Here is a 15,692-nt window from a genome sequence, read left to right on the forward strand (position 1 = left end):
CGACAACCCTCGCTACGCTCCGGCCCATGATCCGACTGGTCGAGCCGAGCAAGCGCCTGCACGCGTCGTGGTGGGAGGGCGTCGCGGAGTTCGACGCCGACGCGACGCTGCACGGGTACTCCGCGTTCGGGTTCGAGCGGGCCGACCTGGCGAGCGAGCCGGCCTTCGGCGACTGGCTGGACCAGCAGCGCCGCAACCTGACCGACCCGCCCGAGGGCTTCGTGCCGGCCACGCTGTTCTGGATCGTCGACGACGTCGCGCCCGACCGGGTGCTGGGCTCGTTGCACCTGCGGCACGAGCTCAACGCGTACCTGCTGGAGGAGGGCGGCCACATCGGCTACGGCGTGCGCCCGTCGGCCCGGGGCCGCGGCGTGGCGACGAGCGCGCTGCGCGAGGCGATCGCGTACGCCGGGTCTATCGGCATCGACCGGTTGCTGGTGACGTGCGACGACGGCAACGAGCCGTCGCAGCGCACCATCGAGGCCGGCGGCGGGGTGCTGGAGGACGTGCGCCACGGCACGCGCCGCTACTGGATCACGCCCCAGCGCTGAGCCGCGCCGGGCGTCGCGGCCCGCGTGGGCCAGCGTGGGCCCACGGGCACCGGCGACGGTCGATCAGTCGGGTGGCGCGGCGTCCACGATGGCGCGGAGCGCCTGCACGTGCGCGGCGTACGCCCTCCGCCCCGCCGCGCTCAGCCGCAGCCAGGTGCGCGGCCGCTTGCCGACGTACCCCTTGCGCACCTTGACGTAGCCCGCCTGCTCGAGCTGACTGACCTGCTTCGACAGCGCCGAGTCGCTCAGCTCGACCGCGTCGCGCACGGCGGCGAACTCGGCCTCGTCGACCCCGTTGAGGGCGGCGACGATGCTGAACCGGACCGGCGCGTGGATGACCGGGTCGAGCTCGTGGCGGGCGTGCGCCTCGGAGGCCCTGGTCATGCGCGCGTTCGAGCGATCATCGCGGCCGCGACCAACGAGGGCAGGGCGATGAGCACGATCGCGGCGAGGGCGGCCGCCCACGTGATCGGCTGGTCCTGGGCTCGCAGGTTGAGCCACGGAAGCACCGCGGCCAGACCGACGAGCAACGAGGCGCCGACTCCCGCACGCGAGATCAACCGGGCACGGCGGGGCACCGTGCGCGCCCGGCCGTCGGCCCACACCAGCAGGCCGAGCAGCGCCGCAGCCACGATGCCGGACACCGCGCTGGCGACGAGTCCGTCCAGCACGTTGCTCAGCACCGCCAGCACGCCCAGCCCGACGCCGAACAGCGCGGTCGATCCCGCGTGCAGGCGGCGATCGGCCGTCGTCGCCAGAGGCGTGGCCGCGTCGAGGTCGAGGCGCCGCCGCGCCTCGTCGGGGGTCAGGGTGGTGTCGCGGTCGTCCATGTCGCGCATCTCCTGTCGCGGGTTCGTGGTTCCATCGAAGCATCTACTTTCCATAGTGGCAAGTAGTTTCCGACGATGCTTCCCGCCCGCTCGGCGCAGGTGATGCCGACCCGCGCGTGGGGCGCGGCGCGGCGTCGCGCGGGCAGGCGCGCGCCACTCGCGGGACGGTGAATGCGCATGCGGGCGGCGCCGGCGGCTGCCTATGCTCGCGGCCCATGAGCAGCGCGCTGGATGTCGCCCGCCACCACCTCGACGTACGCCTCGCGCGCGAGCAGCGCGAGCGTCGCCTCCCCGCGGTGACGGCCGCACTGGTGCGGCGGGGCGAGATCGTCTGGTCGGCCGCGGTGGGGACGGTCGACGGGCGCGCGGGCGGCGCTGCGGCGACGGCGGACACGCAGTTCCGCATCGGGTCGATCACCAAGACCATGGTCGGTGTCGGGGTGCTGCGGCTGGTCGCCGACGGCTCGGTGACCCTGACCGACCCGATCCGCCGCCACCTGCCCGAGCTCGACCCTGCGCTCGACGGCGTGACGGTCACCGCGCTGCTCGGCCACTCCAGCGGCCTGTTCGCCGAGACGACCGGCCCGTGGTGGGAACGCTCCCCCGGCGTGAGCTGGGAAGAGCTGCTGCCCAGCATCCGGTTGACCCACGACCCGGGACGCCGATTCCATTACAGCAACGTGGGATTCGCGGTTCTCGGTCGCCTCGTGGAGCAGGTGCGCGGGCGGCGGTGGGACGCCGTGCTGGCCGACGAGGTGCTCGCGCCGCTGGGGATGGCGCGCACGACGTACAGCGCCGTCTCGCCCGCCGCGCAGGGTCTGGGCGTGCACCCCTACGCCGACCTGCGGCACGTCGAGCCCGAGCAGGACACGGGCGCGATGGCGCCAGCCGGGCAGCTGTGGTCGACCGTCGACGACCTGTCGCGGTGGGCGACGTTCCTCGCCGCCGGCGACCCGCGGGTGCTCGACGACGAGCTGCGCACGGCCATGCAGGTGCCCGGCGTCGTGTGGGACACGCCCGGGCAGCCGTGGACGAGGGCGTACGGGCTGGGCCTGGACGTGTTCAACCGCGACGGCAAGCGGTACGTCGGCCACGGCGGGTCCATGCCCGGCTTCCAGGCGGTGGTCGCCGTCGACCCGGCCACCGGCACCGGGGTGTCGCTGCTGACGAGCTCCACGAGCGGGCCCTCGCCCGCGCTCGGGTGGGACCTGCTCGACCTGCTCGAGATGCACGCGCCCGAGGAACCCGAGCCGTGGCACACCGAGGCGACCGACCACCTCGACCTTGTCGGCGAATGGTTCTGGGGCCCAAGGCCTTTCGTGGTCTCGTCCCGCCCGGGCGACGTGCTCGACCTGGGCGCCCCCGGCGGCGGTCGCGGCTCCCGGTTCGTGCCCTCCGGCGACGGCACCTGGGTGGGTCAGGACGACTACTGGGCCGGCGAGACGCTGCGGGTGATCGGGCGCGGCACCCCTGGCGTGCACCTCGATCTCGGGTCGTTCCGACTGACGCGCACGCCCTACTCCCCTGACGGTGACATCCCGGGCGGAGTCGACGAATCAGGTTGGCACGCCTGAGGGTTCGGCAGGCGAAAGTATTGGTCGGTTGTGATTGTGCGGCCGCGGGTCCGGCTCGCAGCCCTTGCGACGGGTCGACTGCTACGGGTGGACCGACGGTGAGGGTTTCTCGTTGTTGCGGCCGGCCGCGCGGTCACCGAGCGTCGTCAGCGTGTTCACCACGCGCGACCCGAGGTCGCGGCGGGCGTGGCGGCCCTCCACGGCGCCGTCGGTCGCCGGCCCGGAGGAGTCCGGCAGCAGCCGCCCGACCAGGCCCATCACGCGGGTGGTCGTGGCGGGGGCGAGGCCGCGCACCCGGATCCCCACCCAGGTGAGCGGCGTCAGGGTGACCATCGGCTTGCCGTCGAGCACCCCGTCGACGATGCGCCTTGCGGCGCGCTCGGCGTCCATCGACAGCACGGGCAGCGAGGCGCCGGGGCCGAACCAGGCGTACTCCTTGGCCGCGTCGCCGGTGAACTGCGCACGCAGGTGCGAGCCGGTGCGCATCAGACCCGGCACGATCGTCGTGGCGGTGACGCCCGTGCCCGACAGGGCGGCGGCCAGCCCGTCGGAAAACCCGACAGCGCCGAACTTCGCTGTCGCATAAGGCAATAGGTGCGGCGGTGACACCATGCCGCCGACGGACGTGACCGTGCCGATGGCGCCGCGGTCACGTGCTCGCATGCGCGGCAGCACCGCCCACGCGACGTGGATCGGGCCCCACGTCATGGTGTCGATCGCGTCGCGGAAGTGCTCGAGGGTCATCGCCTCGGCCGGTCCGGCCTGGATGATGCCGGCGACGGTGAGCGCGACCCGGATGGGCCCGGTCTGCTCCTCGACCCGGTCGACGAGGCGCTGCACCTCGTCGGCGTCGCGGACGTCGCAGACGTGCGTCGTCACCTCTCCTGTGCGCGCGAGATCCGTTGCGGCGCGGTCGAGCTCGGCCGCGTCACGGGCGGCGATCACGACCTGGTGACCGCGGCGCTGCAGCTCGCGTGCGGCGAGGAGCCCGAGTCCGCGGGAACCCCCGACGACGAGCGCGACGGGCGCGGCGGCGGTGACGTCTGCATCGACCATGCCTCGACCGTACGGATCCGGCCCGTCGCACAACGCACCCGGACGGGTGGCGACCCGAGCGAGCGCTCGTGCCTATGGTCCGACCATGCGAGCACTCACCTGGCAGGGACTTCAGGACGTCCGGGTCGAGGAGGTTCCCGACCCGGTGCTGCAGGAACCGACCGACGCGATCGTGCGGGTCACCTCGACCGCGATCTGCGGGTCGGACCTGCACCTCTACAACGTGCTCAAGCCGTACCTGAGCCCCGGCGACGTGCTCGGCCACGAGTTCATGGGCGTGGTCGAGGAGGTCGGCAGCGGCGTGCAGAACCTCTCGGTCGGCGACCGGGTGGTCGTGCCGTTCAACATCTCCTGCGGCCACTGCTGGATGTGTGAGCGCGGACTGTTCGCGCAGTGCGAGACGACGCAGAACGTGCAGCAGGACAAGGGCGCGAGCCTGTTCGGGTTCAGCAGCCTCTACGGCTCGGTGCCCGGCGGGCAGGCCGAGCGGGTGCGCGTGCCGCACGCCGACTTCGGCCCCGTGCGGCTGCCGCAGGAGCACTCCGACGAGCGGTTCCTCTATCTGTCCGACATCCTCCCGACGGCCTGGCAGGGCGTGGAGTACGCCGACGTCCCCGAGGGCGGGACCCTCGCCGTGCTCGGGCTCGGCCCGGTGGGGCAGCTGGCCGTGCGGGCGGCCAAGCACCGGGGCATCGAGCGGGTGATCGGGGTCGACCTGGTGCCCGACCGGCTGACCAAGGCGGCCGCCGCCGGCGCGGAGGTGGTCGACCTCCAGGGGGTCAAGGACGTCGCGGAGACGTTGCGCGAGCTCACCGACGGTCGTGGGCCGGACAGCGTGCTCGACGCCGTCGGCATGGAGGCGCACGGGAACCCCGTGTCGGAGAAGGTGATCGCGGGGGCGAGTCGCCTGCCCGGCCCGCTCGCACGTACGGCCATCGAGAAGGCCGGCATCGACCGGCTCGCGGCGCTCACCACGGCGATCTCGGCCGTACGGCGCGGCGGCACGGTGTCGATCAGCGGTGTCTACGGCGGGATGGCCGACCCGCTGCCGATGATGCAGATGTTCGACAAGGGCATCGCGCTGCGGATGGGCCAGTGCCACGTCCGCCGGTGGACCGACGAGCTCCTCGACATCGCCCGGCAGCCCGACGACGTGCTCGGCCTCGAGCAGCTGGCGACCCACCGGGTGAGCCTTGAGGACGCACCGGAGATGTACGACACGTTCATGAACAAGGACGACGGGTGCCTCAAGGTCGTCCTGACGCCCTGACCCCGTGACGCTGTGGGGGTACGAGGCCGTGAGGGTCTGACGCCTGGGCCTCGGCGCCCTGGGGCCGCCGGGGCTGACCCGGCGCCCCGGTGCCCCGGACGCCTCATCCGGCGCGGCGAGGCGGGTCGGTCCGGGGCCGAAGCATCGGCGTGAGCTGGTCGAGACGGCCCTTGGTCAGGTCCCAGACGACCCGGCCGTCGACCAGCTGCCCGAGGAGACCGTCGCGGTGCACGATCGTGTGGTGCCGCGAGCACAGCAGCGCCCCGTTGTCCACGTCGGTCGGGCCGCCGGCCCACCACGGCACCAGGTGGTGCACCTCGCACCAGTCCGGCGGCCGGTCGCACCCGGGGAAGGTGCAGCACCGGTCACGATGGACCACCGCGGTGCGGGCACGGCCGACGAACAGCCGTTCCTCCTGGCCGAGGTCGATGATCCCGCCGTGCGAACCCAGCACCGCCGGGATCACTCCCGCGTCGCAGGCCAACCGGCGCAGCATCGAACCGGCGAGGAGCTCCCCGGCCTGCGTGCTGCCGGTGCCGGGCAGGAACCGCACCCCGACGCTCGACCCCTCGAACGGACCCGGAACACCCTGCAGCGTCTCCAGCCCGACCGTGACCACGACCTTCGGGTGCGAGGTCACCGAACCCTTTCCGGCGCCGGGCAGCGCAGCAGCAGCCCGCTGCACCAGCTCCATGAACGCATCCGCCCGCCGCTTCGGCGCACTCCGCGGATCGCGCACCGGCCCACGCTCCTCCGGCGTGACCGGCTCCGCCGGCAGCCCTCCTGGCGGTGATCCGGTCACCGGGGGTTCTCGATCCGCCGCTTCCTGCCCCTCGGCCGGAGGCGAGCCTCGGCCAGGCGTGTCCTGAGAGAGCGCTCCCGCCGTCCCGGCCGGACGGGGACGAGCCTGGTCCGGCGAACGCGTCCCGCGAGCACGGTCCTGGTCGACCCCGCGAGGCCGGACGGCGCCGTCCGCCGCACCCGCACCCGCACCGGCACCCGCACCGGCACCTGCGGCCGCACCCGCACCAGCACCAGCACCCGAGGCGCCTATGCCCGGCCCCGCGCCGGGGCAGTGCATCGGGTCCGGTGCAGACAGGTGACCGATCGCCTGCGCGACGATCGCGGCGTTGCCCGGGGACAGCTCGGCGACGAGCCGGACGAGGCCGGACGGAAGCTCGTACATCGTCAACGACTCCGCGCGCTGCGCCGCCTCCTCGGACCGGTCCAGCTGCTCGGGGTCGTAGCGCCCGATCAGCTGCTTGGTCAACGAGCGGCGGTCGGCATCTGTGGCGTCGTCGCCCAGCGCCAGGAACCACGACAGCACCTCGGCCCGCGACGCGGTCGGCAGCAGCGGCGTGATCTTCGGCGCCTCGCGCAGCGCGGAAGCGGCGGCCCGGACGCTCACCACGTCGCCCGAGACGACCTCGGCCAGCAGTGCGCGACCGGTGGGGTCGGACAGCACGACCGAGCCCACCTCCTCGACGCCGCCGTCGACGCTGTCGCCGGCCGACTCGTTCGCACCGTCGTCTGCGTCGGGGCCGTCACCAGCATCGGGATGCACGAACGGCACCAGGCCCGTCGACATCGCGATCTCTTCGGCCACCACAGCCACGCGCCGCGCCTGGCTCGGCTCGACCCCCGGCCCGAGCCACTGGACCCACTGGCACGCGTTGGCCGCGACCGACTCGCGCACCACGCCGCGACTGATCGCCTCCACCGTCACCGCGACCAGCAACGACTCACCCTTGCGCGTCATGCTCAGCCCGGCCTGACCCAGCTGGGTCAGCTGATCCTCGGACAGCTGGTGCAGCACGGCCGGCGCGGCCGCGACCTCCTCCAGCACGTCGGTCAGCCGCTGCAACAGGTCGACGCCGGCGCCGGGCGCAGGAGCCGGCACGGTGGACTCGCTGGCGCGAGGCAGCCGGACGGGACGCTGCGGCGGATCTGCCATGTGCTCCATGCCCCTGGCCCCCTTCCCCGAAGCCCTGCGGGCCGCCCTCGACCCGGTGCCCGCCGCGGACGCCAGGTCCGGGCGATGCACCCATCATCGAACACGCGTACGAGTCCTGTCAAGGGTTCGAGAACCTGAATCTTGTTCGCTCTCAGCGGAATTCGAGCATCATGGGCCTATACCAGACACCACTGACAACGCTCGGAGCTCGCTTCCGAGACGGGGTGGTGCACCACCCGCCCCAGTGAAGAGCCGCCCACGAAGTCACCCGGTTCGAGCGCCGGCGCGCCGGGGCGCCGGCGCCCGAGCGCACGCCGCGCTACGACCAGCGCACCACCAGCGGCGCGTGATCGCTCCACCGCTCGGCGTAGGTCGGCGCGCGCCCCACGGCGACCTCGACCGGGCGCTCGGCGAGGGGCGGGCTGGCGATGGCGTAGTCGATGCGCCATCCCGCGTCGTTGTCGAACGCCTTCCCGCGCCACGACCACCACGTGTAGGGCCCGTCGACGTCACCCGCCTGCCGCCGGCCGAGATCCACCCAGCCGCGCTCGGCCCAGCCCGTCAGCCGCTCCTGCTCCTCCGGGAGGAAGCCGGCCTTGCCGCGGTTCCCCTTCCAGTTCTTCAGGTCTCGAGCGGTGTGACAGACGTTGAGGTCGCCGGTGAGCACCACGTGCTGGTCGCGCAGCTCCTCCAGCCGCCCACCGATCGCATCGAGGAGCGCGAACTTCTCCTCCTGCACGGGCGTCCCCGCCTCGCCGGTGTGGACGTACGCCGACAGCACCGTCAGCGCGGGCCCACCGGGCACCTGCACCTCGGCCTCGATCCAGCGGCCCTGCCCCTGCGCCACCGGCAGGTCCACGGCGGTCCGAGCGATCGGCCCCCGACTCAGCACCGCCACGCCGGCCCGTCCCGACACGCCCTCGGCGTACGCCAGGTGCCAGTCTGCGAACGGCGTCCCGGCGAGCGCGGACTCGAGCTGGTCGCGGGTCGCGCGGACCTCCTGGAGGAGAGCACATTCGGCTCCTGGGCGGCGAGCCAGGCGAGCCCGCCGCGTCGCGCCGCGGCGCGAATTCCGTTGACGTTGGCGGTGATCAGCAGCACCGCTGCATGCTACGAGGGGGCGCTTCAGGGCCAGCCGACGGCCACGATCACGTTGAGCACCGCGAGGTAGCCGGCGGCGTTGGCGAGGCCGACCGCCCGGCCGCCGCGCTGCTGGCGTCCGCGCCCCATCTCGGCGCACGCCAGCACCGCGACGGCGATCAGCAGCTTCAGCCCGACCTTGTTGTGGTCGAGCACCTTGTCGAGCGCGCTGGCGCTCTCGCCGAGACCGACGAGCACGACACCGCTGAGCAGCTGCGCACGGGCGCCCCAGGTCATGAGCGCGCTGACCCGCGGCGAGGCGGCCACGGCGAACCAGCCACCGACCAGCGCGGCCATGCCGAGCAGGTGCACGATGACGAGGATGTCGTAGACCACCTTCATTGCTGCGGAGCCTAGCGACGCGCACCGTCCGCCGTGGCCCGCCACGGCAACAGCGCACCGGTCACGAGCAGCACCCCCGCCCCGACCGCGATCCCGGCGCGCAACCCCGCCAGCGCCGTGACCAGCCCGCCCAGCGCGATGAACAGCGGCTGCACGGTTCGGGTCGCCACCGACCACGACATCCCGACCCGCGACATCAGCTCGTCGGGGGTCACCGTCATCCGGTACGACGCGAACGTGGGGTTGAACAACCCGGCGAAGAACAGCAGCAAGGTCTCGGCCGCGGTGACCAGCACGAACCCGGCGGTGCCGGGCGGCGCGACCACCAGCAGCGGCATCCAGACGGCCCGGAGGGTACCGGCCCCCAGCAGCACCGCCCGCTCTCCCCACCACCGCACGGCCCGCGGCGCCAGCGTCGCGCCGACCAGTCCGCCGAGCCCCGAGACGCCGAGCAGCAGGCCGTACTGCCACGGCGCCAGCCCCAGGTCGCGCAGCACGAGCACGGCCAGCAGCGGCGAGATGAGCATGATCCCGCCGCCGAACAGCAGGGCGTTGCAGAACAGTGCCCGCAGCCCCGGGTGACCGAGCACGAAGCGCCAGCCGGCCGCCATCTCGGCCCGCCAGTGCTGGTCGGCCTGCCGCGCCGGCGGGTCGGGCTCGGGGCTGCGCAGCCGACGGATCCCGAGCGCCGAACCCAGGTAGCTCACCGCGTCGACCGCCAGCACCAGCACCGGCCCGAACGCGCTCGCGAGCGCCCCGCCCGCGGGTGGGCCCAGCGTGAAGCCTCCCCACATCGTGCTGTCGAGCCGCGACTGCGCCCAGACGCGGGCGTCCGGCGCGACGAGCCCCTTGAGGTGCGCCCCCGCCGCCGCGGCGAACGACACGGTCGCGAGCACCTGCAGCGCCCCCACCACGCACAGCTGGGCGAACGTCAGGCGCCCGAGCCACCACGCCACCGGCACCGACAGCAGAGCCGCGGCCGCGAGCAGGTCGGCCGCGATCATCACCGGGCGTTTTCGGCGGAACTCGATGCGGCTGCCCAGCGGCAGCGCGACCAGCGCCGTCGTGATCGCCGAGACCGCACCGAGCACCGACACCTGCCAGTCGGCCACCGCCAGGGTGAGCACCGCGACCAGCGCCAGACCGCCCGTGGCGACGCCGGAGCCGATCTGGCCGAGGGCGTACGCCAACCACAGCCTGCGGAAGTCGCTCCGCCAGTCGGTGGTCAGCACGGGCCGACCGTAGACGCCAGGACCGACAACCGCCGCCCCGTCGGTCCAGCCCGGCGCTCAGAGTAGGCGGCGCGACATCGCCCAGCTGGTCAGCTCGTGCCGCGAGGACAGCTGCAGCTTGCGCAGCACCGACGACACGTGCGTCTCGACCGTCTTGACCGAGATGAACAGCTCCTTGGCGACCTCCTTGTACTGGTAGCCGCGCGCGATGAGCCGCATCACCTCGCGCTCGCGCGCCGAGAGCCGGTCGAGCTCCTCGTCCACCTCGGCGATCTCGCCCGCCGCCGCGCCGAACGCGTCGAGCACGAACCCGGCCAGCCGCGGCGAGAACACCGCGTCCCCCTCCGCCACCCGGTGGATCGCGCTGACCAGGTCGGTCGGCGAGATGGTCTTGGTGACGTATCCCCTTGCGCCAGAACGGATCACGGCGATCACGTCTTCAGCAGCGTCGCTCACCGACAGCGCCAGGAATCGCACCGGCCGACCCTTGCCGGTCTCGACACCCGCACACCCAGGGGGTACGTCCGCGCCGCCGCGACCCGACCCGCCGGGCAGGTGCACGTCGAGCAGCACGACGTCGGGCCGCATCTCGCGGATCACCTCGATCGCCCGATCCACGTCGGGCGCCTCGCCCACGACCTCGACGCTGTCGTCCAGCTCGGCCTTGACCCCCGACCGGAACATCCGGTGGTCGTCCACCAGCACCACCCGGACCGGTTCGCCGCTCATCCGCTCTCCTCCTCGCCGCCCTGCACTGCGGCTCGTTCCTCGCCGCCACCCTGCGCTGCGCGCTCCTCGCCGCTCATGCCTTCTGTCGCGCTCGGTCGCACTCCGCTCCGGCCGGCGTCTCGTTCCTCGCCGCCACCCTGCGCTGCGCGCTCCTCGCCGCTCAGATGAGGCAGCCTCAGCACCACTTCCGTCCCGTCCTCCCGCCGGCGCACCTCGGCGCTCCCACCGTGCCGCTCCATCCGGCCCACGATCGACTCGCGCACCCCCAGCCGGTCGGCGGGCACCGCGTCAGGGTCGAACCCGGCGCCGTGGTCTCGCACGAACGCCTCGGTCTCGCCCGGCCCCACCTCGACGTACGCCGACACGGGCGGGGCCGCGTGGCGTACGGCGTTGGACACCGCCTCCCGCACCGCGGCCACCAGCGCCGCGCCGTGCTCGTCGAGCGGCCGGTCGCCGGTGACGACCAGGTCGACCGGCACCCCGAGCTGGTCCTCGATCTCGTCGGTCGTGGAGCGTACGGCCGTGGCCAGGGTCGCGCCCGCCGGCGCGGCGTCGGCGAACAGCCACTGCCGCAGCTCACGCTCCTGGCCGCGCGCGAGCCGCTGGACCGCCGCCGGGTCGTCGGCGCGGCGCTGGATCAGCGCGAGCGTCTGCAGCACCGAGTCGTGCAGGTGGGCGGCGATGTCGGCCTTCTCGGTGACCCGGATGCGCTCGGTCTGCTCGCGGCGGAAGTCCTCGAACAGCCGGATCGCGAACGGCGCCACCAGCAGCGTCACGCCCACGAGCACCACGAGCGTCGCGAGCAGCACGTCGCGCAGCCCGCCGAGGCCGCGGCCGCCGGAGATGAGCACCGCGATCCCGCCGAGCACCAGCGCCGCCCCGAGCCCCACGCGCAGCAGCGACTCGCCGCGCGCGAGGTCGGTGCCGGCCAGCCAGTGCTGCCGGCGCCGCCCGTCGAGCAACGACCAGCTCAGCAGCAGGCCGGCGACGATCGCGAGCAGCGGGAGCACCGCGGAGGGGTTGATCGTGGAGCCGATGACCAGCGTGCTGATCCCGGCCAGCGCCAGCAGCACGCCGCCCAGCACGACCCAGCGCGTCGACAGCGAGCGCCGGTCGATCAGGGCCGCGTCCTCCTCGGCGACGCCCTGGTCACCGACCGGCATCGTCAACCACAGGAACCCGTAGACCACGACACCCGCCCCGAAGACCACCACGCCCACGAACGTCGCGATCCGCAGCGGCACCACCGGGATCCCCAGGTGCACCGACACCCCACGGCACACGCCGGCGAGCATCCGCCCGTGCGGCGGGCGGCGCAGCGGCGGCCGCTCCGGCAGCGCGCCTGGCGCCGCGGGCGCGCTCGGCGCCGCGGGCGGCAGCGCGGGCGCGCCGGGCGGGGTCGTCATGCCTCCATCTTGACCCACCGACGGCCCGGTTCCCCGGCCGCTCAGGGTGGGATCAGGGGCGCGTCAGGGTCGAACCTCATGTCGCGCGCGGGCCGACCGGCAGCAGAGTGCTGCCATGACCTCGTCCGTCCCTCCCACCGAGCCGCACGGCGCGACGCGCCTCGAACCGCCGCAGACCGGCCCCGGCGCCGCACCGCGCGACCCCTGGACCGCTTCTTCGCCAGCCTGCGCGGCAGCGGCCTGTTCCGCGCCGAGGACCGGTGGATCGGCGGCGTCTGCGCGGGGCTGGCCGAGCGGCTGCGGGTGGACCCGCTGATCGTCCGGGCTGCGTTCGTGCTGCTCGGGCTCACCTTCGGCATCGGCATCCCGCTCTACCTCGTCGCCTGGCTCCTGCTGCCCGACCGGCAGGGCACGATCCTCCTCGAGCGCGGCCTGCGGACCGGTGACGTCGGCGCGGTGGTGCTGATGATCGTCGCGATCGTCGTGGTCACCAGTGGCTTCGGCTGGGCCTGGGGCTGGGGCGGCCCCGGCCCGCTCCTGCCGCTGGTGGTGGTCGCGGGCGCCGTCTGGTTCGTGCTGAGCCGCAACCGACCCGCCACCCCGAGCCCGTACGCCGGCGCCACCTCCACCCCCACCGCACCTTTCCCCTCGGCCGGTGCCCCCTCGGCGGGCGTCCGCTCGGCGGGCGTCAGCACCTGGGAGAGCGCCACCACCTCGGCGGGCGTCACCCCCTCGGGGACGCACGCCACCACGACTCCCGCCCCCGCTCCGCCCGGTCTCGGGGGCCGGGCGGACCGGGCGGACCGGTGGGCGGGGCACCCACCTTCCCCGCCGCCGCGCCGCGGTGGCAGGCCCCGCCGCCGGACCCGCGTCCGCGCCGGCGCACCCTCCCCGGCGGGTTCACCCTGCTCGTCCTGGGCCTCGCCGCGATCGCCGGCGCCGCCACGACCATGCTGACCCGCGGCACCGACCTCGGCACGGTCGCCGACCGGCTCGGCTGGGTCGCGGCCACCGCGGTCGTCGCGCTCGGTGCGCTCGTCGCGGGGCTGCTCGGCCGCCGGGCGGTCGCCGCCGGCGCGATCGCCCTGGTGCTCGCGGCCGGGACCGCCGTCGCGGCCGCCTTCCCCACCGACGTGGCGCTCACCGGTCCCCACGGCAACGCCCGGTGGCAGCCGACGACGGTGGCGAGCCAGTCGTACGACCTGTCCTCCGGCACCGCGCGGCTCGACCTCGCCGCGCTCACCCCGCAGCAGGCCACCGGCACGCTCACCAGCCACGTGGGCGCCGGCGAGCTGCGCATCGTCGTGCCCGACGACCTGACCGTGCGGGTGCGCGCCCAGGTCGGCGCGGGACAGATCAGCTCCGGCTGGCCCGGCGACCCGTGGGAGGTCGACGACGGCGGTCTCGGCCGCACCCGCACCGTCACCGTCGGCACCGGCACCCCGACCCTCACCGTCGACGCCCGCGTCGGGCTCGGCGTCATCACCATCGAGAGGACGACGCGATGAGCGACCGGACCACCCCGCTGCCGCGGGCCACCGACCAGGCCGGCCAGACCGACCACACCGATCAGACCGACCGCCTCGACCAGGCCGACCACCCCGACCACGTACCACCGCGCTCCCAGGGCGCCGCCCCGCCCGAGCCGCAGTGGATCTCCGGCCCCGCGCCGACCACCACGCTCGCCGGACTGCTGGCGCTGGTCGTGGCCGTCCTCGCGGGCGTACGCCTCACGACCGACATCGACCTCGACTGGTCCACCGCGCTGCCCGTCGCCGGGATCGCGCTCGGCGTGATCTTCGTGCTGCTGGGGGTCGTGTCGCTCAGCGTGCGGGCTCGGCGAGCAGAGCACCGACCCACGGACTGACCGGCAGACCGGCAAGCTCGTGCTCCTCGACCCACGCGGCCGACTCGGTGGTGCCTCCCACGTCGTGCACCACCGGGTCGGTCGGCTCCTCGACCCACGCCCGATAGACCAGGCGCACGGCGTGGAAGTCCTCGACCAGACCGTCGGGCGCGCGCCCGACCCAGTGCTGGCTGAGCACGTCGAGCGGCTCCTCGAGCCGGATGTGCTGCCCCGACTCCTCCCACACCTCGCGCACGACCGCCTGGTCGGGCTCCTCGCCCGGCTCGACCCCGCCGCCCGGCAGCCCCAGGTGCCCGGCCGCGCGGTGCGCGCGGAGAACTCGGTCAGCAGCAGCCCGCGCTCGCTGCGCACCACGGCGTAGGCCGCCACCCGCTGCTTGCGCACCGCCCCCGCGGCCTCGGCCGCGCTGACCTCGACGCGCGGGGCGACCGGCGCGGCCGCGGCGTGAGCCCGGCGACGGCGCACCCGGAAGTCCAGCTCGATCTCGCCCCGGGCTGCCGCCCGATGCTGACCAGACTCACGACCTCCCACCCGGCGTCGGCGAGCACCGCGCGCGGGTCGGCACCGTGCTCCAGCGCGACCTCGACGCAGTCGCTCCCCGACCCGTCGACCCCGCGCACCAGCACGCCTGCGTCCGTCATCCTCGGTCCTTCCCCCGATCAAGCCCGGGCCCGACCGTACGCCTGCACGGTCTGCGCGACGACCTCGCCCCAGTCCTGGCGCACCGGGGTCGAGCGGGCGTACGCCCCCAGCCGGTCGCGCAGGTCGGCGTCGGTCGCGAGCCGGGCCAGGGCCTGCGCGAACTGCTCGTCGTCGTCGACCAGCAGCCCGTCGCGGCCGTCGGCGACGAACTCGGTGATGCCGCTGCGGCGCGGCCCGACCACGGGCAGGCCGCTCGCCCGCGCCTCGAGCGCCGCGATGCCGAACGCCTCGAGCTCGGCGGGCGCCACGTAGACGTCGGAGGCGAGGTAGCGCCGGTGCAGCTCCTCGCGGGTCACCCGGCCCGGCAGCGACAGCCACTCCTGCGCCCCGTGCCGGGCCGACCAGGCCTCGAGCCGGCGCCGCTGCGGTCCCTCCCCCAGGATCTCCAGGCGCAGGTCGGCACCGGGCGCCAGCTCGCGGGCGCGGGCCACCACCTTGACCAGGTCGAGCGGGCGCTTGCGCAGCGCGAGCCGCATCGCGGTGACGACGCGCAGCGAGCCGGTCGACGCCTCCGGCCGCGGCCCGGGCGACCAGCGCGCGACGTCGATCCCGTTGGGCAGCACCGAGACCGGCGCGCCGCCGCTCATCCGGCGCAGCGGCGCCGCGGCGACCTGCGACACGGCGGTGAGCTCGGCGCCGCGGACGGCCCAGCGCTCGACGTAGCCGGCGGCGTCGACGAGCGGGGCGGCGTGCGCCAGCACGCAGTGCCAGGTGGCGACGGTCGGGATGCCGACGCCCAGCGCGACCCGCATCGAGTCCATCGCGAACGGGCTCACGACCCCCATGTGCACGTGCGCCACGTCGAACCCGCCGTCGAGCAGCAGCCGCCGAACCTTCGGCGGCGCAAGGGATTCACCGGCACGCCGCCGGGCAGCGGGATCGCGAGGCGCTCGACCGGCACGTCGTCGATCGGCTCGTCGGGGCCCTGGGTGGCGGTGATGATCACGGCCTCGTGGCCGGCCTCGCGCAGCGAGCGGGCGAGGTCGTGCACCTGCACCTCGATGCCGCCGAGCCGCGGCAGGTAGCAGTCCGACAGCAG

The 15,692-nt window shown here is 74.4% G+C and carries 18 protein-coding genes; 6 read left to right on the plus strand and 12 right to left on the minus strand.

Annotated elements, in window-relative coordinates; all coding sequences use genetic code 11:
- Positions 1-26: 26 nt before the first annotated feature.
- On the plus strand, positions 27-551 hold the full coding sequence (locus tag QUE40_RS13345) for a GNAT family N-acetyltransferase (RefSeq protein WP_289231287.1): 525 nt from the start codon (positions 27-29) through the stop codon (positions 549-551).
- 63 nt (positions 552-614) lie between these two features.
- On the opposite strand, the gene QUE40_RS13350 is transcribed toward QUE40_RS13345, so the two are convergent.
- Positions 615-935: a winged helix-turn-helix domain-containing protein gene (locus tag QUE40_RS13350; RefSeq protein ID WP_142006182.1), complete on the minus strand. Its 321-nt coding sequence runs from the start codon at positions 933-935 to the stop codon at positions 615-617.
- On the minus strand, positions 932-1,390 hold the full coding sequence (locus QUE40_RS13355; RefSeq protein WP_289231288.1) for a hypothetical protein: 459 nt from the start codon (positions 1,388-1,390) through the stop codon (positions 932-934). Before QUE40_RS13355 ends, QUE40_RS13350 begins: the two co-directional genes overlap by 4 nt.
- A gap of 206 nt (positions 1,391-1,596) precedes the next feature.
- Between QUE40_RS13355 and QUE40_RS13360 the strand changes: the two genes are divergently transcribed.
- On the plus strand, positions 1,597-2,955 hold the full coding sequence (locus QUE40_RS13360) for a serine hydrolase domain-containing protein (RefSeq protein WP_289231289.1): 1,359 nt from the start codon (positions 1,597-1,599) through the stop codon (positions 2,953-2,955).
- 81 nt (positions 2,956-3,036) lie between these two features.
- Here QUE40_RS13360 and QUE40_RS13365 read toward each other — a convergent pair whose 3' ends face one another.
- A complete protein-coding gene (locus tag QUE40_RS13365; protein WP_289231290.1) occupies positions 3,037-4,011 on the minus strand; it encodes an SDR family NAD(P)-dependent oxidoreductase in 975 nt (324 codons plus the stop codon).
- A gap of 85 nt (positions 4,012-4,096) precedes the next feature.
- Here QUE40_RS13365 and QUE40_RS13370 point away from each other — a divergent pair, with 85 nt between their 5' ends.
- Positions 4,097-5,281, plus strand: coding sequence for a zinc-dependent alcohol dehydrogenase (locus tag QUE40_RS13370; protein WP_142006189.1), 1,185 nt, complete (start codon positions 4,097-4,099; stop codon positions 5,279-5,281).
- Positions 5,282-5,384: 103 nt separating this feature from the next.
- On the opposite strand, the gene QUE40_RS13375 is transcribed toward QUE40_RS13370, so the two are convergent.
- The 6 genes from QUE40_RS13375 to QUE40_RS13400 form a co-directional block, all read right to left on the minus strand.
- Entirely contained in the window at positions 5,385-7,235 is a 1,851-nt protein-coding gene (locus QUE40_RS13375) for a DUF222 domain-containing protein (protein ID WP_289231291.1), read from the minus strand.
- Positions 7,236-7,554: 319 nt separating this feature from the next.
- Positions 7,555-8,475: an exodeoxyribonuclease III gene (locus QUE40_RS13380; RefSeq protein ID WP_350226973.1), complete on the minus strand. Its 921-nt coding sequence runs from the start codon at positions 8,473-8,475 to the stop codon at positions 7,555-7,557.
- On the minus strand, positions 8,361-8,717 hold the full coding sequence (locus QUE40_RS13385) for a hypothetical protein (RefSeq protein WP_289231292.1): 357 nt from the start codon (positions 8,715-8,717) through the stop codon (positions 8,361-8,363). Before QUE40_RS13385 ends, QUE40_RS13380 begins: the two co-directional genes overlap by 115 nt.
- Positions 8,718-8,728: 11 nt before the next feature.
- Complete coding sequence (locus QUE40_RS13390; protein WP_289231293.1) at positions 8,729-9,949, minus strand: MFS transporter; 1,221 nt, start codon at positions 9,947-9,949, stop codon at positions 8,729-8,731.
- A gap of 57 nt (positions 9,950-10,006) precedes the next feature.
- A complete protein-coding gene (locus QUE40_RS13395) occupies positions 10,007-10,678 on the minus strand; it encodes a LuxR C-terminal-related transcriptional regulator (RefSeq protein WP_289231294.1) in 672 nt (223 codons plus the stop codon).
- Positions 10,675-12,084 (minus strand): ATP-binding protein, encoded by a 1,410-nt coding sequence (locus tag QUE40_RS13400; protein ID WP_289231295.1) that lies wholly within the window; start codon positions 12,082-12,084, stop codon positions 10,675-10,677. The genes QUE40_RS13395 and QUE40_RS13400 overlap by 4 nt, the downstream gene beginning before the upstream one ends.
- A gap of 78 nt (positions 12,085-12,162) precedes the next feature.
- Here QUE40_RS13400 and QUE40_RS13405 point away from each other — a divergent pair, with 78 nt between their 5' ends.
- Genes QUE40_RS13405 through QUE40_RS13415 form a run of 3 tightly spaced genes read left to right on the plus strand, consistent with a single transcriptional unit; the run spans position 12,163 to position 13,951 of the window.
- A complete protein-coding gene (locus QUE40_RS13405; protein WP_289231296.1) occupies positions 12,163-13,041 on the plus strand; it encodes a PspC domain-containing protein in 879 nt (292 codons plus the stop codon).
- Positions 13,035-13,592, plus strand: a complete 558-nt coding sequence (locus QUE40_RS13410) for a LiaF domain-containing protein (RefSeq protein ID WP_289231297.1) — start codon at positions 13,035-13,037, stop codon at positions 13,590-13,592. Before QUE40_RS13405 ends, QUE40_RS13410 begins: the two co-directional genes overlap by 7 nt.
- Positions 13,589-13,951 (plus strand): hypothetical protein, encoded by a 363-nt coding sequence (locus QUE40_RS13415; RefSeq protein WP_289231298.1) that lies wholly within the window; start codon positions 13,589-13,591, stop codon positions 13,949-13,951. Before QUE40_RS13410 ends, QUE40_RS13415 begins: the two co-directional genes overlap by 4 nt.
- Here QUE40_RS13415 and QUE40_RS13420 read toward each other — a convergent pair.
- The 3 genes from QUE40_RS13420 to QUE40_RS19355 are packed head-to-tail and all read right to left on the minus strand — an operon-like array spanning position 13,908 to position 15,681.
- Positions 13,908-14,240 (minus strand): NUDIX hydrolase, encoded by a 333-nt coding sequence (locus tag QUE40_RS13420; RefSeq protein WP_350227163.1) that lies wholly within the window; start codon positions 14,238-14,240, stop codon positions 13,908-13,910. The genes QUE40_RS13415 and QUE40_RS13420 overlap by 44 nt on opposite strands.
- A gap of 34 nt (positions 14,241-14,274) precedes the next feature.
- Positions 14,275-14,592 (minus strand): hypothetical protein, encoded by a 318-nt coding sequence (locus QUE40_RS13425; protein WP_289231299.1) that lies wholly within the window; start codon positions 14,590-14,592, stop codon positions 14,275-14,277.
- An 18-nt stretch (positions 14,593-14,610) separates the two neighbouring features.
- A complete protein-coding gene (locus QUE40_RS19355) occupies positions 14,611-15,681 on the minus strand; it encodes a glycosyltransferase (protein WP_350227164.1) in 1,071 nt (356 codons plus the stop codon).
- Positions 15,682-15,692 lie beyond the last annotated feature (11 nt).

It is taken from the genome of Barrientosiimonas endolithica (assembly GCF_030296655.1).
GTDB classification, from domain to species: domain Bacteria; phylum Actinomycetota; class Actinomycetes; order Actinomycetales; family Dermatophilaceae; genus Barrientosiimonas; species Barrientosiimonas humi.